General features: G+C 47.0%; 16 protein-coding genes. 6 read left to right on the plus strand and 10 right to left on the minus strand.

The genetic code is table 11. The features are described 5' to 3' along the window. Window positions 1–3: 3 nt before the first annotated feature. On the minus strand, window positions 4–471 hold the full coding sequence (locus Q1A41_RS00720) for a MarR family transcriptional regulator (protein WP_299973305.1): 468 nt from the start codon (window positions 469–471) through the stop codon (window positions 4–6). Window positions 472–694: 223 nt separating this feature from the next. On the opposite strand from Q1A41_RS00720, the gene Q1A41_RS00725 reads away from it, so the two are divergent. Next, window positions 695–1465 (plus strand): enoyl-CoA hydratase, encoded by a 771-nt coding sequence (locus Q1A41_RS00725; RefSeq protein WP_299973308.1) that lies wholly within the window; start codon window positions 695–697, stop codon window positions 1463–1465. Window positions 1466–1680: 215 nt separating this feature from the next. Here the strand turns inward: Q1A41_RS00725 and Q1A41_RS00730 are convergent, their stop codons facing one another. The 6 genes from Q1A41_RS00730 to miaB form a co-directional block, all read right to left on the minus strand. Further along, window positions 1681–2214: an energy transducer TonB gene (locus Q1A41_RS00730; protein ID WP_299973311.1), complete on the minus strand. Its 534-nt coding sequence runs from the start codon at window positions 2212–2214 to the stop codon at window positions 1681–1683. Window positions 2215–2329: 115 nt separating this feature from the next. Further along, on the minus strand, window positions 2330–2551 hold the full coding sequence (locus tag Q1A41_RS00735) for a DUF3820 family protein (protein ID WP_299976124.1): 222 nt from the start codon (window positions 2549–2551) through the stop codon (window positions 2330–2332). 45 nt (window positions 2552–2596) lie between these two features. Next, window positions 2597–3454, minus strand: coding sequence for a transporter associated domain-containing protein (locus tag Q1A41_RS00740; protein WP_299973314.1), 858 nt, complete (start codon window positions 3452–3454; stop codon window positions 2597–2599). An 83-nt stretch (window positions 3455–3537) separates the two neighbouring features. Beyond that, window positions 3538–3984, minus strand: a complete 447-nt coding sequence (gene ybeY / locus Q1A41_RS00745; RefSeq protein ID WP_363322340.1) for an rRNA maturation RNase YbeY — start codon at window positions 3982–3984, stop codon at window positions 3538–3540. 11 nt (window positions 3985–3995) lie between these two features. Further along, entirely contained in the window at window positions 3996–4979 is a 984-nt protein-coding gene (locus Q1A41_RS00750) for a PhoH family protein (protein ID WP_299976128.1), read from the minus strand. A gap of 315 nt (window positions 4980–5294) precedes the next feature. Next, entirely contained in the window at window positions 5295–6695 is a 1401-nt protein-coding gene (gene miaB, locus Q1A41_RS00755) for a tRNA (N6-isopentenyl adenosine(37)-C2)-methylthiotransferase MiaB (protein WP_299973316.1), read from the minus strand. 200 nt (window positions 6696–6895) lie between these two features. Between miaB and Q1A41_RS00760 the strand changes: the two genes are divergently transcribed. The 3 genes from Q1A41_RS00760 to Q1A41_RS00770 all read left to right on the plus strand — a co-directional run bounded on the left by Q1A41_RS00760 (window position 6896) and on the right by Q1A41_RS00770 (window position 12050). Further along, on the plus strand, window positions 6896–7228 hold the full coding sequence (locus Q1A41_RS00760; protein ID WP_299973319.1) for a DUF1820 family protein: 333 nt from the start codon (window positions 6896–6898) through the stop codon (window positions 7226–7228). 2 nt (window positions 7229–7230) lie between these two features. Further along, window positions 7231–8019 carry an alpha/beta fold hydrolase gene (locus tag Q1A41_RS00765; protein WP_299973322.1) on the plus strand — a complete coding sequence of 263 codons (789 nt, stop codon included), beginning with the start codon at window positions 7231–7233 and terminating at the stop codon, window positions 8017–8019. A gap of 515 nt (window positions 8020–8534) precedes the next feature. Beyond that, window positions 8535–12050, plus strand: a complete 3516-nt coding sequence (locus Q1A41_RS00770; protein ID WP_299973325.1) for a PAS domain-containing hybrid sensor histidine kinase/response regulator — start codon at window positions 8535–8537, stop codon at window positions 12048–12050. Between the two features lie 56 nt (window positions 12051–12106). Here Q1A41_RS00770 and Q1A41_RS00775 read toward each other — a convergent pair whose 3' ends face one another. The 3 genes from Q1A41_RS00775 to acs all read right to left on the minus strand — a co-directional run bounded on the left by Q1A41_RS00775 (window position 12107) and on the right by acs (window position 16064). Then, a complete protein-coding gene (locus Q1A41_RS00775; RefSeq protein ID WP_299973327.1) occupies window positions 12107–12901 on the minus strand; it encodes a response regulator in 795 nt (264 codons plus the stop codon). A 254-nt stretch (window positions 12902–13155) separates the two neighbouring features. Beyond that, window positions 13156–13809: a response regulator transcription factor gene (locus tag Q1A41_RS00780; protein ID WP_299973329.1), complete on the minus strand. Its 654-nt coding sequence runs from the start codon at window positions 13807–13809 to the stop codon at window positions 13156–13158. Between the two features lie 305 nt (window positions 13810–14114). Further along, a complete protein-coding gene (gene acs / locus Q1A41_RS00785) occupies window positions 14115–16064 on the minus strand; it encodes an acetate--CoA ligase (protein ID WP_299973332.1) in 1950 nt (649 codons plus the stop codon). Between the two features lie 326 nt (window positions 16065–16390). Between acs and Q1A41_RS00790 the strand changes: the two genes are divergently transcribed. Next, the gene (locus Q1A41_RS00790; RefSeq protein ID WP_299973335.1) at window positions 16391–17764 is read left to right on the plus strand and encodes a DcaP family trimeric outer membrane transporter; all 1374 of its coding nucleotides are present in this window, start codon (window positions 16391–16393) and stop codon (window positions 17762–17764) included. A 654-nt stretch (window positions 17765–18418) separates the two neighbouring features. Continuing rightward, window positions 18419–18685 (plus strand): DUF4212 domain-containing protein, encoded by a 267-nt coding sequence (locus tag Q1A41_RS00795; RefSeq protein WP_299772706.1) that lies wholly within the window; start codon window positions 18419–18421, stop codon window positions 18683–18685. The last annotated feature ends 3 nt before the right edge of the window (window positions 18686–18688 follow it).

Here is an 18688-nt window from a genome sequence, read left to right on the forward strand (position 1 = left end):
GTCTCAACGATCCCTTTGCATATTGAGTTTCATGTGATTTAAATTCTGCGAAAGTTGCATTCGTCTAACTTTGCTCAAGCCTTCCAGTGCTTGCTGTGCTAACTCTTCTGTTAACTTGTCGATATCTGGTAGTAGGGCTATTGCTTTTTCAGTGGCATAAACTAGGCGTCGTCGGCCATCACTAGGGTCAGGGCGCCGTTCTATTAATTTTGCACTTTGCATTTTGTCGATGATGGTACCTAGCGGTGCTTTTTCCATGCCTAGACTTTCAGCAAGTTCAGTTTGGCTTTGACCATCTTGGCGCGAGAGGCGAATTAGGATTCGAGATTGGGAGCGACTTAATTCAAAGCCTTGCAGACGCAAGCGGCGGTTGAACTCGTTTGTCATAATACGAGTTAAATCATTTATTAACCAACATAGCTCCTGCTCACCTTCTTCTTCAATACTTACGCCCATTTGATGGTGTTGCATGTATTGCAGCTCTCCTTGTTCGGACTATGTACGTTATTGACACGATGATCATCTTGGTAACATATGTTACTAATTTGCTCGGCTTTTACACTGGTATAAATTGCCGAAATAAGGGCTAAGGTCGACGGCTTTGCGCTTTTTCGTCAATTGAACCGCCTAAGCATAGATTTATAATTTGAAATCAGAAAAATAGACACAGACAAATAAAACAGTGGAGCCGGTGATGACGGACGATATTCAGATCAAATTGGAAGGGCGCAGCCTACACATCGTAATGGATCGCCCCAAGCGTAAAAATGCGCTGACTATGGCGATGTATACCGCTATGGCAGATGCTATCAATAACGCTGTAGAAAGCGACGAGGTTCGTAATATCGTGCTTCGTGGTGAAGCCGACTGCTTTACCAGTGGAAATGACCTTGAAGATTTTATGAAAAACCCGCCCCAGGGTGACGATAGCCCTGTGGCGACTTTTATGCGCAATTTATACAACTGCCCTAAACCGGTCTTGGCGGCAGTCGATGGTGATGCGGTTGGTATTGGTACCACAATGCTCTTGCACTGTGACCTGGTGTACGCAGCAGACAGTGCCCGTTTGCAAATGCCTTTTGTAAGCCTGGGTTTGTGTCCTGAGTACGCTTCAAGTTATGTCTTGCCGCGTATTTGTGGACATGTAAAAGCCTCTGAGCTGCTTTTGTTTGGTGAGCCTTTTGATGCCCAAACTGCTAAAGAGTGCGGTATTGTCAATGAAGTCGTTGGGTCATCAGAGCTGCTTGCATTGGTCACCGAAAAAGCCAATAAGTTGGCTCAGCAACCTCCGGCCGCAATTCGAGCGACCAAGCAGTTATTGCGTGCTCCTCGTCGCCAAGAAGGTGCCGATGTAATGGATGAAGAGATGGTGCTGTTTAGTAAAGGCTTAGAGGGCAAGGAGTTTATGGAAGCTGTGACCGCGTTCTTTGAAAAGCGGGCGCCGGATTTTTCCAACTTCAATTAACAAGCCAGGCAATTGAAAAACGTTTTCGAGGCAGTCAGCGCTAGGCAAAAACAAGCGAAAAAGCGCAGTTTATGTGTAATAAATGAGCATTTTGAGCTTGTTTTTAACAACGCGATGGCAACGCAGATAGTTTTGCAACAGCCTGCTAATTTGGGAAAGGGGGCTGGAATATATCCGGCCCCTAAGTATCTTCTTTTAGAAGCTTTTTAAAGCGATTAGGCGGCTATTAAACGGTCGTAACGCTTGCTCAATAAGTCATAAAACTTTTCGCGCTGGGTCGCGACATCTTGCTTCATGCTGACAATATCGGCTTCCTTGATATCTTGGCGCCCCACGAAGACTTCTTTGCGAAAGTGAGCAATCTTGGCGCCATAGAGACGTAAGCTTCGCTCCATTAGCTTTTCACCTAGCATCAAAAGCCTAGTTTCAGCATCCGCGAGTTTTTTGAATTCTTTGATCAAATCAGCATTAACTTGAGATAGTTCTTCACGTCGCCCCTGTGGCCATTGATCGCCAAAGCGGTAAGACTCGATGACCAATGCCGAATACTTAGCAAAGATATGATTCACCTGGCCGACATCGGTGGAGATGGCCTCCAATATGTCTACCCGGCGGTCACCGTTCTCGAGTTTATCTTGATATACATCTTTTTGACGCATGACCACCCAAGTGCTCACGCCCGCAATAATGGCGCCTAGGGCGATATTGATAGAGGATTCCAGCATTGGCCAGTAGTTTAAGCTTTCCATGGTGCGTAGCTCAGTGTCGATCGGTTGACGGAAAAAGAATACTTAGCAAGTACTAAGCACTCTTTGTGCCAACTGTGAGCTTTCGAGGCGCTAAGCCCTTAGCCGTGCGCAAGAATCAATGGAATTTCGGAACTTGCCCATTGCGCAGGGGTTCAAGCAGGTATTCCAAACCATTGAGCTTGATTTGGTACAGCAAGGCCAGTTGCCGGCCTAGCTTATTGTCAGGAAAGCCACCTTTGGAGTGCATCCAGACTAAATAGGGTTCAGGCAAGTCGGCCAGTAGGCGACCTTGGTACTTGCCATAGGGCATTTGCTGCTGAACCAACTCCAGCAGCATGCGAGGGTCTAGATCTTCCACTATCGCCAGTTTTCCTTGCTTGGGCTAGTCGTCGTTACTGGGTATTGTTAGGCGCAGTAGATGTATCTTGCGACTATCAGAGTAGAGTACTTTGAAAATATAGCCCTGTATCTCTACCTGCTCATTGCGGCTGGGTAGGTGACCGAAGGCCTGCATTACGATGCCGCCAATGGTATCGAATTCATCTTCACTGAAGCCAGATTCAAACTGCTCATTGAACTCTTCAATAGGCGTCAAGGCTTTGACAATGTAATCGCTGTCAGAGACCTGACGAATTGAGGCCTCTTCTTCCTCTTCATCGGTCTCATCTTCGATTTCACCCACAATCTCTTCGAGTAGGTCTTCAATCGTAACAAGGCCGGCGATACCGCCATACTCGTCGATAACCATGGCCATATGGTAGCGATTTTCTCGGAATTCACGCAGTAGCACATTCAAGCGCTTGCTTTCAGGAATAACGACCGCAGGGCGGATAATTTTGCTGAGATCGAAGTCTTCAGTGCCACCGAGAATAAGGGGCAGCAGGTCTTTGGCTAGCAGGATGCCTTTGATATCGTCAATCGATTCCCCAATCACTGGGAAGCGGGAATGACCAGATTCAATCACTTTCGGGAGTAACTCAGCTGGGCTGTCTTCGATATTGAGTACCACCATCTGTGGGCGGGGAATCAATACTTCGCGAACCTGTTGGTCGGCTACATCCAGAGCCCCTTCAATAATGCTTAGGGCTTCTTCATCTAAGAGTTCGCGCTCGGCGGCTTCCTTGATGATGGCCAGCAGCTCCTCGCGGGAGTTTGGCTCACTGGAAAAATTACTAAAAAAGCGATCTAACCAAGATTTCTCTTGGCCATTAGACTGGCTACTCGACGGGTCTTCGCTCATGGCGAATTAGGCTCCTCTATTTTTTGGGGCGACTATTCTAGCACTGCATTTCATAGAAAAACCATGATTTTAGCTGGGCTGCACTAGTTGCTTTCGTCTGGGTAGGGCTCGGCGTAGCCAAGCCCGGTAATTAAACGGCTTTCCAAGGCTTCCATCTCTTCGGCCTCAGTATCTTCTATATGGTCGAAACCCAGTAAATGCAAGCATCCGTGGATCGCCATATGGGCCCAGTGGGCCTCCAGTGATTTATTCTGCTCCTGAGCTTCCTGCTCTACGACGCTGGCACAAATAACCAAATCACCCAAAAGTGGAATGTCCACTTCAGGAGGAAGATCGGCTGGAAAAGATAGAACATTAGTGGGCTTATCTTTATCACGGTACTGCTTGTTTAAAGCTTGGCTTTCGTCCCTATCGACAATGCGAATGCTGAGTTCGGCCTCATCACGCACGCCGCTTAGGGCAGCACTTATCCATCGGGCAAAGTCGGCTTCCCCAGGGTTGTCTCCGTTCGAAACATCCTCAAGGTCGATATGCAGCGCTGTCACTTGTCGTTATTCTCTTGCTGCGTATCGAAGTCATCGTAGGCTTCGACAATGCGTTGCACTAAGGGATGACGTACCACATCTTTAGAATTGAAAAAGGTAAAGCTGATACCGTTAACACCTTCTAACACTTCAATAGCATGCCGTAAGCCTGAAGCAATACCGCGAGGTAAATCGATTTGGCTTGGGTCGCCATTAATAACCGCGGTAGAGCCAAAGCCAATTCGAGTTAGGAACATCTTCATTTGTTCGCGTGTGGTATTTTGACTTTCATCCAGAATAACAAAGGCATTGTTTAAAGTTCTACCACGCATATAAGCCAGTGGGGCGACTTCAATCACATTGCGCTCGATGAGTTTGTCGACGGTTTCAAAACCCAGCATCTCATAAAGCGCGTCGTATAGCGGGCGCAAGTAAGGATCCACTTTCTGTGATAGATCACCCGGTAAGAAACCGAGTTTTTCACCGGCTTCTACGGCAGGGCGTACCAGTAAGATGCGCTCAATCTCATCTTTGAGAAGAGCTTCCACAGCGCAGGCAACCGCCAAATAGGTTTTGCCGGTACCCGCAGGTCCAATACCAAAATTAATATCATTGGTTTGCACAGCGCGAACGTATTTTTGTTGGTTTTTTCCTCTAGGCTTAACCGTACACTTTTTAGTGCGGATTAAGGTAAGTGGCATTTCAACTGTGCTGTTGTTTTGTTCGGCTACGGGAGCTTCTGACATATGTTCTGCTACGCTGTTATCTTGTAAGGCGAGGTGAATTTCATCTGGGGTTAATTCTTCTTTTTCGGTAATACGGTAAAGCTGCTGCAAAATTTTTGCGGCGGCATGGGCTTTACCCTGTTGACCGATAAAACTGAATTGATTGCCGCGATTTCTAATTTCGATCCCTAAGCGCTCTTCTATTTGGCGCAGGTGGCGATCGAATTGGCCGTTAAGATTGGCCAAGCGGCGGCTGTCGGCAGGCTCTAAAGCAATGCGGTGGCTGGCATCGGCTTTAGAGTTCTTGTTCCGGGCGTCTTTCTGCTTACTGTGTTTAGCAGTCTTTGCCTCGGTTTGTTTGCTGGTGGTACTGTCCAAAAGTGTTTCTATTCTCGCGGTGTCTGTTAATGGCTCCAGCTTACTGCAAAAGCCCAATAGGCGAAATATCGCTTATGTCCTAAAAAGTACGCTGTTATTGCGCTTGTTTATTAGCCCAGCGTGAAAGCTGAGCTAATACTGTTTAATGCTTTAAATGCCTAATATAAATATAGACGATGCTTATGGTCTAAATGTGACAGCAGGGGGAGTATTCTAGGCTTCGTCTAGTTCACTGCTGATTAAAGTGCCGCGCAAAGAGTTTGGCAAAGCTTCTTCAATAAGGATGTCGGCAAACTTACCGATCAGCTCGGCTTGATCGCAGCGGAAGTTCACCACACGGTTATTCTCGGTACGACCGGCCAACTGGCCTGGGTCTTTCTTCGAATAACCACTAACCAACACGCGCTCTACGTTACCCACCATTTTGCGGCTGATATCCATAGCTTGCTGGTTGATGCGATCCTGCAGGATTTTCAAGCGCTGCTTTTTAACGGACTCATCTGTGTCGTCTGGCAAATCGGCCGCTGGTGTTCCCGGGCGGGCGCTATAGATAAAGGAAAACGACATATCAAAATTCATATCGCCAATTAACTTCATAGTGGCTTCAAAATCTTGTTCGGTTTCACCTGGGAATCCAATAATGAAATCAGAAGAGAAGCAAATATCTGGGCGAATGGCTTTTAGACGGCGCAGTTTCGATTTGTATTCGATGCAGGTATGGCCACGTTTCATGGCCATTAAAATTCGATCTGAACCGCTTTGTACAGGTAGGTGGATATGGCTGACCAGTTCCGGTACTTCGCCATACACATCAATTAAACTGTCTGAGAACTCAACCGGATGAGAAGTGGTAAAGCGGATACGGTCAATGCCATCAACCGCCGCCACATAGGTAATTAGTTCGGCTAAATCGACGATGTCGCCAGCTCCGTTATCACCGCGGTAGGCGTTAACGTTTTGGCCAAGCAGATTAATTTCACGTACGCCTTGGGTGGCCAATGCGGCGACTTCGGCCATCACATCCTGCACCGGGCGGCTGACTTCTTCACCACGGGTGTAGGGCACAACGCAGAAGGTACAGTATTTAGAGCAACCTTCCATTATCGATACAAAGGCGCTAACACCGTCGGCTTCTGGGGTTGGTAAATTGTCGAACTTTTCAATTTCAGGAAAGCTAATATCAACCACCACCGCGCCATTGTCGGTTTTGTGGGTTTCCATCATCTCCGGCAGGCGATGTAAGGTTTGTGGACCAAAAATCAGATCCACATGGGGGGCACGTTTAGCAATAGCATCACCTTCTTGGCTGGCAACACAGCCGCCAACACCAATGATGAGATCGGGGTTTTTATCTTTGTACTTTTTCCAGCGCCCTAGCTGATGGTAAAGCTTGTCTTGGGCCTTCTCGCGAATAGAGCAAGTGTTTACCAACAATACATCGGCTTCAGCTGGATCCTCGGTGGTTTCCATCTGATGGCTATCACCCAATAAGTCACGCATGCGGGCCGAGTCATATTCATTCATTTGGCAGCCATGGGTCTGAATAAACAGTTTTTTCACGCTGCTTTCGGCCGCTTCAACTGGGCTGGCTGGGTTTGACTCGTTGGCTGACATATCACTCTCAATTGCTTAAAAAACGCGCTAATTCGCGGGCGGAGCATTATAGCCGCACAGAGGGTGAATGCCCAGTACCTAATTTGCCTCAAAGGCGCTTGTATTCTGAGCTTTCGCCCCCATTTAAAAGGCCATAGCCCAAGGGCAAATCCCCTATTTTTTATGCCTCTATATTATTGAGGCCGTTATTTGAGAGCGTTATGGCTGAGCAGTCTTTTTATAAAGTGATTTTTTACAATCAGAGTCAAGTGTACGAAGTGTATGCAAAGGCGATTTACCAAAGCGAAATGTACGGTTTTATCGAAGTTGAAGAGTTCGTTTTTGGTGAGCGTAGTCAGCTATTGGTTGATCCGGGCGAAGAAAAGCTCAAAAACGAGTTTGCCTCCGTTAAGCGTTCTTTTATCCCTATGCAGGCCATTATTCGTATCGACGAAGTTGAGCAGCAGGGTACGGGTAAGGTCAGTGATATCAGTCCAAGCGATAAGATTGCTCAATTCCCTGGCATGCCAAGCAAGCCGAGCCCAGCGGAGTAAGCATGGCGGAGCTGCTGAACTATCGCATTGATGATGAAAATGAGGATAAGAGCAAAGAGACAGTGGTATTGATCCACGGTTTGTTTGGTTCTCTAGAAAACTTAGGTGCTATCGCTCGGGTCTTGCAAGAAGACTATCGCGTAATTTCTGTAGATTTGCCTAACCATGGTCGATCGCCCTGGGTTCCAGAGAGCCAAATGAGTTTGCCTGCCATGGCTGCACAGTTATTAGCGTTATTAGATCAGCTAGCTGTGGAGCGCTGTGCTTTATTAGGGCATTCCTTAGGTGGTAAGGTTGCGATGGAGTTAGCGATGGCTGCGCCCGAGCGTATAACGCGCTTTATTGCTGCAGATATAGCCCCAGTTCAATACCAGCGCCGTCATGATGGCATCTTTGCGGCCCTACGGGCCTTGCCATTAGATAATTTGAGCGGACGCCGAGAGGCTGATCAATTTCTACAAGATAAAATAGAGGAGGCTGGGGTAAGGCAGTTTTTACTCAAGAGCCTGTATAAAAACGAGCAAGGTCAATACCAGTGGCGAATGAATTTGGAAGGCTTGTATCAGGCTTACAATGAGTTTGTTGCTGCTCCTAGCCTTGGGCACTACCAAGGGCCAAGCTTATTCATCAAGGGTGAGCTTTCCGACTATGTTTTAGAAGAGCACCGTGAGGCCGTAATCTCTCGCTTCCCCAATGTGCAACTTAAAGTTATGCAGGGCTGTACTCATTGGCTGCATGCCCAAAAGCCAGAAACCTTTGCTCGGCTGTGCCTTAAATTTCTTAGCAATTGAATAATGTTAGATTGCGCGGGCTGTGGATAGCACCACATTGGCACCTATTTCCTTTTCGTTAAAAAGTACCAAGTGACAGTAAAGCCTGCTTCTTGGGCCAGCAAGTAAGTGATTGCCTACTGGTTTCCTGCGTTTTTTATTCACAAGTGTCAAAAAAACTGTGAAATAGGCATGGTAAATGTGCTGTTAATCAGTTTTATGCTGCAAAAATAGCGTAACTTGTTGTTTTTTATGCCGTATAAAGAGTTGCTTAAAAAATATACAAAATGCTGCTAGGGCCGAGCTGCCGTGTATTGCGTTGGTTTTCACCGAACTTTTAACACACTTATCCACAGAAGATGTGGGTAACTCAAAATGTGGATAAAATTTGGCTTTATTGTTGTATAGACAATCAATTTGCAGGGAGAATCATCAGTAGTCTCCTAAATTGCCAGCTGCGACTAATGTCTAATGGTTCTATGATAGTTGCTGGACCATGCTAAAACGTTTTTTACCCAAAGCACTGTGGATTATTGATGATTGATCAGCCGTTTCTGTTGTTGATAGCTCTTCTTTATGTGGGCTTATTGTTTTTGGTGGCCTGGTGGGCCGATCAATCTCAGCATTGGTACAACCGTCATAGACCTATGCTGTTTGCGCTTGCCTTAGGGGTCTATTGCAGCTCCTGGACCTTTTATGGTGCGGTAGGGCAATCCATGGACAATATGTGGAGCCACTTACCGATTTATCTGGGGCCAATTTTGGTCTTTTTGCTGGGCTACCGCTTCTTAAGAAAGTTGCTAAGAGTTGGCGAATATCACAAGGTTACCTCCATCGCCGATTTTATTGGTTCGCGTTACGGTAAATCTCAATGGTTGTCTGCCCTGGTGGCCATATTAGCCATTGTCGGTTCCTTGCCTTATATCGCCTTGCAGCTACGAGCTGTTTCTATGGCTTGGGAAGTACTCGGCAGTCATGGTCCTTCTGCACAGCTGAATATTGATACCGCTTTGATTACCGCCCTTTTAATGGGGGTGTTTGCGGTGCTCTTTGGTACTCGTCATTTAGAAGGGCGCGAACGTAATCGTGGTGTCATGGCGGCCGTAGCCTTGGAGTCGATTATTAAGCTGATTGCTTTTGTGGTGGTCGCTATGGCGGCAATTGGTTTGTTGTTTAGTAATATCGAAAAATCCAGTTGGCCACAGTTGTTAGAAGTTTCAGGATTTAATAGTAATCCAGGAATGGCCAGTTTTGTTACCCAGACTTTATTAGCAGCGGTCGCCATTATTTGCTTACCTAGGCAGTTCCATATGGCGGTGGTCGAATACCAAGAGCCAAGAGATTTACGCAAGGCGCGTTTTATTGCGCCTATATATGTGGGCTTGTTTGCTGTGTTGGTGATACCAATCGTATTAGCGGGGCACTTATTAGGTGCAGAAGCCGCTGGCGATACTTTGGTGCTGAGTTTGCCAAGTGGTCAGGGTTATACGGCCGTCTCGGTATTGGCTTTTATTGGCGGTTTCTCAGCAGCTACCGGTATGGTGATTGTCGCGGCGGTTACCTTGGCCGTGATGATCTCCAATGAATTGGTTGCACCGCTGTGGTTGCGGATCAATCGAGACCGCTCTCTGTCTGTTGCATCGCTTAGTAACCATCTGCGCCTAATTCGCCGCCTCAGCATTTTCGCTTTGTTGATCTTAAGTTGGCTGGTTCACAAAGCAATCACTTCTATGGAAGGGCTTGCCCCGATCGGCTTGTTATCTTTTGCAGCTGCAGCACAGTTTGCACCGGCGATTATTGCAGGCTTGTACTGGCACAAAGCCCATCGTTTAGGTGTGTTAATTGGCTTGATTGCTGGCTACAGTATTTGGTTGTATTGCTTAGTGTTGCCCGCCTTGGTGCCTGAGCACAGTATTGTAGAACTTGGACCTTGGGCAATCGACTGGTTGCGGCCTCAACATCTCTTCGGCGCTGAAAATTGGGACCCATTGGCCCATGGGGTTTTTTGGAGTCTACTTTTTAATGTCTTAGCGCTATTGCTCGTGTCGAAGTTCAGCACCTTAAGTTACAAGGATACCCAGCAAGCTCGCTTGTTTATCGATCACCTTAGTGAAGAAGAAAATAGCGAGCCTTTGGCCCTTACTGATGTGCATATGGGGCAGGTACAAAGCTTATTAGAGCCCTTGGTCGGGCGTGAGCGGATGCAAGAATATTGGCGCTTATTCGAGCACAGAAGCGGGCAGCGTTTGATGATTGATGATTACGCCCCGAAATTTGTTTTGCAAGAAGTCGAAGGCGTAATGGCAAGTATTTTGGGCGCCGCAACTGCGCAGCGCTCAATGAAACTATTGAGCCGTGATCGGCCATTAAAACTGCAAGATTTTGCCGAGCTAGTGGACAATGCCTCACAGCAATTGCAGTTCAATCAAGACTTGTTACAAACCACGGTAGAAACCGTCAGCCAAGGTATTAGTGTTGTAGATGCTGAGCTACGGTTGGTTGCTTGGAACGAGCATTATGCCAAATTATTTGATTATCCAGAGCGTATTTTATATATCGGTTGCCCAGTGGAAAATCTATATCGTATTAATGCCGAGCGCGGTATGTATGGTGATAACCCCGATAATTTTGAGCAAGATGTTGCAAGGCGTTTAGATCTATTACGACACGGCAGTGCCCATCGTTTTGAGCGTAAGTTGCCCAATGGCATTGTTGTAGACGTGCGTGGTACGCCAATGCCTAATGGTGGTTTTGTAACGACTTATACTGATATTAGTGATTTTAAGGCGGTGGTTAATGCACTGGAAGAAACCACTGCAAGTTTGGAGCAGCGCGTCGCGCAGCGCACCCAAGAGCTTTCCATTAGTAATGATGAGCTAGCCGAAGAAAATAAACGCCGAGCCGATGCCGAGCAACGTTTGTGGGAGCAACACAACGATAAAACTCGCTTTCTCGCTCACACCAGTCATGACCTATTGCAGCCAATTAATGCTGCGCGCTTATTCGCCGCTAGCGTGCAAGAGAAGCTCTCTTTGCGACGTTGGCATGAGGTTGCAGAAGACATCGCCAATATTGATTCGGCGTTGGCCTCTGCTGAAGATTTAATCGGTGCTTTACGAGAAATATCGAAGCTTGATGCCGGTGAGTTAACGGCCAAAAAAGACGCCTTTGCCCTAGATGATTTGTTGCAAACGTTGGCTGCAGAATTTGCCGCTGAAGCAGCGAGAGTAGGATTGAGCTTTCATTATCAGAGTTGCTCAGCTTGGGTTGAAAGCGATGCGCACTTACTGCGTAGAATTTTGCAGAACTTTTTAAGTAACGCTCTGCGCTACACCGAAAAGGGCACCGTTATGTTAGGTTGCCGACGTCGTCCGAATGGAATTGAAATTCAAGTTTGGGATAGTGGCCCAGGTATCGAGCCCCATGAACAAAGTCGAATTTTTGAAGAATTTGTGCGTTTAGGCGGTAGTCGTAAAAAAGCGGATAAAGGTCTTGGCTTGGGCTTGGCAATTTCTAAACGAAGTGCGGATATACTTGATCATCCCATCAAACTGCTTTCGGCGACAGGTCGTGGAACAATGTTTTCGATCCTGGTTCCAAAAACCCAGCCTGTAGCGCGCAAAGCGGCTGTTAATATAACCAATCTGGCAGGTGCCGATTTAAGTCAGGCGAGGATTCTTTGTGTTGATAATGAAGCATCGATTTTGCAGGGTATGCGTGGCTTGCTGGAAACTTGGGGCTGTACTGTTTGGGGGGCACCGGATATAAAAACGGCACAAGAAATCTATTTGACAGAGCAGACCGACTTTATTATTGCAGATTATCATTTAGATAATGACGAAACGGGGATCCAGTTAATTGATCAACTGTCGGAGTTGGATCAGGCCAAGCAGCAAGAACTGGCCGGAATTGTGATTAGCGCGGATAACTCAGAAACACTAAAAGATGCAGCAACCAGCCGTGGATTTTACTACTTACCTAAGCCAGTTAAGCCAGCCGCTTTGAGAAGTTTGATTCGCCGTCTGTGCCGTAAAAAATCTCATGGTCATTAAACCGCCTTGGCACCAAGGTGGCGGCGGTTTAATAGGGTAATCGACAAGCTTCAGCGCTAGTTTTCGAGCAGCTGGTACAGCAGGTGGCGAACCGTTTCTGGCTCGAAGGGTTTGTCGCACAGCGCATTAACACCTGAATCTTCAATCTGCTGTAAGTGAGTTTCATTAGCTTCAGAGGATACCATCAAAACTGGGATATGGGATTGATCGCTTTGGGTGCGAATGTACTCGGTTAGCTCACGACCATTTACGTTGGGCATATTGTAATCAGTCACCACCAGATCAAACATTTGTTCATAAATTAAATCGATGGCTTCTCTTCCATCTGTGGCATAGCTAATACGTTGCATGCCCAATGTGCCCAGTACTTTAGAAATGTATTTTCTTGCTAGGGCGCTGTCATCTACAACCAGTACGCGCAGCTCAGTAACATCGAAGAGCTCTAACTCAAGCTCTTCGAAATTAAGTAAGTCGACGGTGGCGTTGAGTGCTTTGCCCAGGTGCTCTCGACTAAACGGTTTAGGTAAAATGGCCACTACACCAGATTGTTTGAACTCCTCGAGCTGCTCTTTTCGCCACTCACTGGAAACCAACATAAAGGGGGTTTCTCCAAGCGCGGTATCGGAGCGAATGGATTTTAGCAAATCAAGGCCTGTACCATCACTGAAATACATCGCACTAGCGATTAAGTCAGGGTGCTGACTTTGCAGTAGCTCTCGAGCTTCGCTGACCGAAGAGGCGATGCTGACATTGGTGACGTCTTCGGTCTCAAGCTGGGCGCGAATAATCTTTTGTTGGGTGCTTGATGGCTCAACCAACAAAAGCGAGAGATCGGAAGGTGCAAAATCCATAAAATAAACCTTATTGATTAAAACTTACTATCAAAGGGCAGTTTGGTGTGTCGAATAGCCTTTTATCGGCAAAAAAATGAAAAGCTTAAGGCGACAAAACCTAGTGCTTATCTTTATTTAATATAGCTCGATATGGGTCAACTGCTGTTTGATTGAAGAATTTTGACGTCGTATAGATCTTTTTAGTGAGTATTTCAACAAAAGCTAGGGTGGCGAAAGCCAAGGAGGGCTGATGTGCTCAGCCCGGATTGGAATTACTTATCCATTTGTGGGGGGCTAATATCGAGCTGGTTCATGGCCAGTACCGCTTGGGTGCGTGAATGAACACCCAGCTTTCTAAATATGGCCGTTAAGTGGGCTTTCACAGTTGCCTCGGTAACATCCATTTCGTAGGCAATCTGCTTGTTCAGCAATCCATCAGCAAGCATATTGGCTACTCGAAATTGCTGAGGTGTAAAGCTGGCCACGACTTCGGCGATAGCGGCTTTATCATCGTTATTGAGTGCGTCAGCTGGGGGTAGATCCGCAGGAAGCCATATTTCACCGTCGAGAACTTTTTCGATGGCTGAGCTGATCATTTCTGGTGGCGATGATTTGGGTAAAAAGCCAGCGGCGCCATATTCAATAGCTTGGTGAATGATACTGCTTTGTTCATTGGCAGAGACTACCATGACCGGAATTTGCGGATATTGGCCATTAATAAAAATTAGGCCGCTGAAGCCATTTGCACCCGGCATATGCAGATCTAATAGAAGTAAATCTGCATCACTGTGGGTTTGTACTTGCTTCTGCAATGAGTCGATATCTTCTGCCTGGATCACCTCGGCATCGGCAAAGTGCTGCCCAAGGGCTTGCACGAGTGCACCGCGAAACAATGGGTGATCATCTGCCACTATGAATTTTGGCATGTTTATTCCCCTCACTCTTATCACATGAATGCGATAGACCGACTGTGTAGTACTTAATGTATTATTGCTTTGGCTTACTGCTGTGAGCCATTTATTGTTTTACTTATTTAATCTGGGCTGTTTATGGCCCTTTGTTTTAGCATACCTTAAGTAAAGATATTCGTCTGCATCTAGATAGACAGCTTGGCAACTGTCCGCACTTTATTATTGTATTGTAGCTGTTGTAGAAATACTTATGGCTTGCGCTATTAATACAACAGCTTCCTTAGCACTCATTGTATTAATAGCATTGCTCGGTTTTACCATCAGCTGATGGCTTTGTGCTCGGCGATTAGATCCTCGACTACATGGGGATCGGCTAAGGTAGATGTATCGCCTAACTGATCGTATTCGCTGCATGCAATTTTGCGTAAGACGCGGCGCATAATTTTCCCGGAGCGAGTCTTTGGTAAACCTGGAGCCCATTGAATAGCTTCAGGTGTGGCGATGGGGCCAATCTCTTCTCGAACCCAATTGCGTAATTCCTTGCGCAGCGCTTCGGTGGCTTCTACATCAGCAGCTAGGGTGACGTAAACATAAATCCCTTGGCCTTTAATATCGTGCGGGATACCGACCACGGCCGCTTCTGCAACTGTAGTGTGTGCTACTAAAGCGCTTTCAATTTCAGCGGTTCCCATACGATGTCCCGCGACATTTAGCACATCATCCATGCGACCGGTAATCCAGTAGTAACCATCTTCATCTCGTTTGGCGCCATCGCTGGTAAAGTAGCAGTTATCAAAGGTGCTGAAATAAGTATCGATAAAACGCTGATGATCGCCATAAATAGTGCGCATCTGTGATGGCCAGCTGTCTTTAATAACTAAGCTACCTTCGCCGGCTCCATGGATTTCATTACCGTCTGTATCCATCAGCGCGGGCTGTACACCGAAGAAGGGGCGGGTAGCCGAGCCAGGTTTTAAATCGGTGGCGCCTGGCATCGGGGTAATCATCATGCCGCCAGTTTCGGTTTGCCACCAAGTGTCCAAAATAGGGGCATTGTTATCGCCAAATTTTTCATGGAACCAGCGCCAAGCTTCAGGGTTAATCGGCTCGCCTGCGGTTGCTAGAATTCGAATGCTGCTTAAATCGGTACCTTCTACGGCTGCATCGCCATCGGCCATCAAAGCGCGAATTGCGGTGGGTGCTGTGTAAACAATGTTGATTTGATGCTTTTCAATCAAGCGAGCCATGCGGCCACAATCTGGATAATTGGGTACGCCTTCGTACATCACCACGGTCGCGCCATTACTTAGGGGGCCGTATACCGCATAGCTATGACCGGTAATCCAGCCAATATCGGCCATACACCAATAGATTTCCCCGGCTTTATAGTCAAATACGGTTTCATGGCTTAAGGAAACATACGTTAGATAGCCGCCGGTGGTGTGCAATACGCCTTTGGGTTTACCTGTGGAGCCTGAGGTGTACAAAATAAAGAGTGGATCTTCAGCGCCCATGGTCTCGGCGGGGCAGTCGCTGCTTTGTTGATTGACGAGCTCGGCAAGATCCACATCGCGATCGGCATGCCAGTCAATTTCGCCTTGGGTGTGACGCAGTACTAAAATCTTTTCAACTTCGCTGTGCTGGCAGTGATCAAGAGCACTATCAACATTTTGCTTTAGTGGAACATGCTTGCCGCCACGCAAGCCTTCATCAGCGGTAATCACGATGCGGGAATGACCATCGTCGATTCGTCCAGCAATGGCTTCCGGTGAAAAGCCGCCAAATACCACTGAATGAATAGCACCGATGCGGGCGCAAGCCAGCATTGAGATGGTGATCAACGGAACCATTGGAAGGTAAATGGTTACCACGTCGCCTTTCTTTACTCCCAAGGATTTTAAACCATTGGCCAGCTTGCAAACTTCGCTGTGCAGTTCACGATAGCTGTATTTAACAACTTCTGCACCTTCTTCATCGGGTTCCCAAATCAGGGCAATTTGATCTGCGCGTTCTAGTAAGTGGCGATCTAGGCAGTTTTCGCTGGCATTTAGCTGGCCGTCTTCGAACCAGCGAATGTGCAAGTCATCCTTGGCGAAGGAAACATCTTTAACTTTAGTAAAGGGTTTACGCCAGCTAAGGCGTGCGGCTTGCTCAGACCAAAATTCATTGGGGGAGTCGATTGAGCGTTGATACATGTCCAGATAGCGCTCGTTGTTAATCAGTGCTTGTTCGCGGTAAGAGTCGCCAACGGGAATCCGTTCATTGCTCATAATCGTTTCTCTCTATTATTGTTCTCTGTCCTTTCTATCTATTGTCTAGAAAGAGTGCAAAGTGTGTTTATAGCTTTTATTCGAATAGCTCGATTTTGCTGCAATTGCTAGTGTGTAAGCCATTAGACATAGGTCGAGAAGTGGTTGTTCTGGGATTTGTGTATTCATTTGTTCGACTTTAGTCGAGCCTCTGCGTAGCTTCTGTCTTAGACATTAGTCGAGTTAGAGTAAGCTTTAGACTAATGGCCAATATTCGAATAGCTCATAGCCTTCGACAATGCCCTCCAGCTTCAATAGCCAGAAGTCATTCTGAGGAGAACTATTCGATGTTTAAGAAAAATAATGAAAGAAAATCTTGGCCACTTATGTTGGCCGGCGTCGCAGCAATTAGCTTAAGCACCCAGGCCGCTCATGCGGCAAGCAATGCAGAGCTGGAACAACAGGTTGCCGAGTTGCAGGCACAGGTAAAAACGCTAATGCAACAAATGAATAAAAATAAGGTGGCCGTTCAGGATCTAGGTACAAAGGTTGCTAATGCTCCAACCGCTAAGTCTTCGAAAGGTAAGACCTTTGGCGGTGATCCAGGTAATTTTCGTATCGGAAACACTGATGTGAATATCGGCGGTTTTGTGAAGTTTGATATGAACTTCTCTGACTATTCAGACGGCGCAGCTGCAAATGCCGGTATTGGTGAAGACTTCTTGGTACCTTCAGTGATTCCTGTCGGTGGTGAAGGTGGTGATGTTAAATTCCACGCTCACGCCAAAACTTCTCGCTTTAATATTTCCACTAAGACGAAAACCGATACTGGCCATGTACGCACCTTTATGGAGTTTGACGCCATTGCTAGTGGTCAAGGTGATGAGCGTATCTCTAACTCATCTGCTGAGCGCTTACGCCACGCCTTTATCGATTGGAATATTGACGGTAAGAATTCGGTATTGGCCGGTCAAACTTGGTCTACCTTTTTTAACGTAGGCACGCTGCCAGAGTCTCTAGACTTCGTTGGCCCTGTTGGCACCATCTTTGAGCGTCAACCGCAATTACGTTACACCCGTAAGCTCAATGGCGGCAGCTTTATGCTAGCGGCCGAGAACCCAGCTACTACCTTATACGGCGCCAGCGAAAACCCCTATGACGATAACAGTATCCCTGATCTAATCGCTCGTTATAACGGTAAGTCAGGCAGCTTTAGTTACTCTCTAGCGGCTATGACGCGCGAGCTAAAATACGATACCGGTGCGGCGAGCGCTGATGATCAAGGCTATGCTCTAAGTGTTGCTGGTAAGTACACTATGACCAGTGATGAAATCCGTGTGATGTTTAACTACGGTGATGCTCTAGGTCGTTATATGGGCCTGAACGGTTTCCGTGCGGGTGCTATTCGTGATGATGGTGAAATTGAGCTGATTGATGCTTGGGGTGGTTTCATTAACTGGAAGCATCACTGGAATAATAAGTGGCGTTCGAATTTAACCTTGTCTGCTTCAAGTGCGGATAACCCGGATTACTTGGCGGCGACTACGGCGGCTGACTACACCAGTATTCATGCGAATCTATTGTACTCTCCAATCAAGCGCTTAACGCTCGGTGGTGAATACATTTACGCGACTAAAGAGCTTGAGAACACTGGTAACGTTCTTGATGATGATAAAGGTTCCCTTAAACGCTTGTTGTTGTCTGTGAAATACGCTTTCTAAGCTGAGTTGATCACAGTCTTTGTTTACTGGGCGATTTCCGAGAGGGAATCGCCCAGTTTTTTTATGGACCAGAAAGCTATCGTGCACTTAGACCGGCAGAGGGTGGGCTTAGCCCTGGCTCACGATCTGCGGCCTTCCAGGCTTCCCTCAGTCATGAAAAAGCCTCGCAAAAAGACGCGAGTCTTTTTCATTCGTTCGGCGCTAGATCTGAATTGTTCGCCAAGACTAAGCCCACCCTCTACCTGCTTAGATATTCACCGGAACGGGCTGGTTCACGTCTCAATGTAGCGACTTAAGGGTATGCAAAGCTAGCAGGAACCGTGGAGCGCCATGACCAATCCTGATGGAGAGGATTTGGGCTTGGCCGAAGGCTGAGCACCTGGATGGTGTGAATCCACGGCGCGAAGTCGAGCGCCCTTGGATGGTTTTAGCGCGTTCCAGCTAGCTTTGCATACCCTTAAGTTGCGGCCGGAATTAACGAATGTTCAACATTCATGCTCGCAAAAAGAAGAGTGATAAAAGAGGGGTTTATACCTTAGTAGATCAATAGACCAATGTCTAAATTCGATTTGACTCCGGCTTTGTTACATTGCCAGTGTCCGAAACCAAAACGGTAAACAATAAATGCCCAGAGGGCAAAAAGGGGGAAGCGTAATGGCTTTTGAAAGTGGTGATAAGGCGAAAGCCTACTGGTCGGAGAATGTCCGACTCATGCTGATATTACTATCGGTATGGTTCGTAGTCTCATTTGGCTGCGGGATTCTATTTGTAGATGAACTTAACTCTATCCGCATGGGTGGTTTTAAACTTGGCTTCTGGTTTGCCCAGCAAGGCTCAATCTACGTATTCGTGTGCTTGATTTTCATCTACGTTTGGTTGATGAACAAGCTCGATGCTAAATACGGCGTGAGAGAGGAGTAAGCT

Origin of the sequence: uncultured Pseudoteredinibacter sp. (assembly GCF_947502065.1) — a bacterium.
Lineage (GTDB): Bacteria > Pseudomonadota > Gammaproteobacteria > Pseudomonadales > Cellvibrionaceae > Pseudoteredinibacter.

Bases quoted from the DNA above. Each gene is read 5' to 3' on its own strand.
- Q1A41_RS00720 (WP_299973305.1), bottom strand. From the start codon at position 471: ATGCAACACCATCAAATGGGCGTAAGTATTGAAGAAGAAGGTGAGCAG.
- Q1A41_RS00725 (WP_299973308.1), top strand. From the start codon at position 695: ATGACGGACGATATTCAGATCAAATTGGAAGGGCGCAGCCTACACATC.
- Q1A41_RS00730 (WP_299973311.1), bottom strand. From the start codon at position 2,214: ATGGAAAGCTTAAACTACTGGCCAATGCTGGAATCCTCTATCAATATC.
- Q1A41_RS00735 (WP_299976124.1), bottom strand. From the start codon at position 2,551: ATGCTGCTGGAGTTGGTTCAGCAGCAAATGCCCTATGGCAAGTACCAA.
- Q1A41_RS00740 (WP_299973314.1), bottom strand. From the start codon at position 3,454: ATGAGCGAAGACCCGTCGAGTAGCCAGTCTAATGGCCAAGAGAAATCT.
- miaB (WP_299973316.1), bottom strand. From the start codon at position 6,695: ATGTCAGCCAACGAGTCAAACCCAGCCAGCCCAGTTGAAGCGGCCGAA.
- Q1A41_RS00760 (WP_299973319.1), top strand. From the start codon at position 6,896: ATGGCTGAGCAGTCTTTTTATAAAGTGATTTTTTACAATCAGAGTCAA.
- Q1A41_RS00765 (WP_299973322.1), top strand. From the start codon at position 7,231: ATGGCGGAGCTGCTGAACTATCGCATTGATGATGAAAATGAGGATAAG.
- Q1A41_RS00770 (WP_299973325.1), top strand. From the start codon at position 8,535: ATGATTGATCAGCCGTTTCTGTTGTTGATAGCTCTTCTTTATGTGGGC.
- Q1A41_RS00775 (WP_299973327.1), bottom strand. From the start codon at position 12,901: ATGGATTTTGCACCTTCCGATCTCTCGCTTTTGTTGGTTGAGCCATCA.
- Q1A41_RS00780 (WP_299973329.1), bottom strand. From the start codon at position 13,809: ATGCCAAAATTCATAGTGGCAGATGATCACCCATTGTTTCGCGGTGCA.
- acs (WP_299973332.1), bottom strand. From the start codon at position 16,064: ATGAGCAATGAACGGATTCCCGTTGGCGACTCTTACCGCGAACAAGCA.
- Q1A41_RS00790 (WP_299973335.1), top strand. From the start codon at position 16,391: ATGTTTAAGAAAAATAATGAAAGAAAATCTTGGCCACTTATGTTGGCC.
- Q1A41_RS00795 (WP_299772706.1), top strand. From the start codon at position 18,419: ATGGCTTTTGAAAGTGGTGATAAGGCGAAAGCCTACTGGTCGGAGAAT.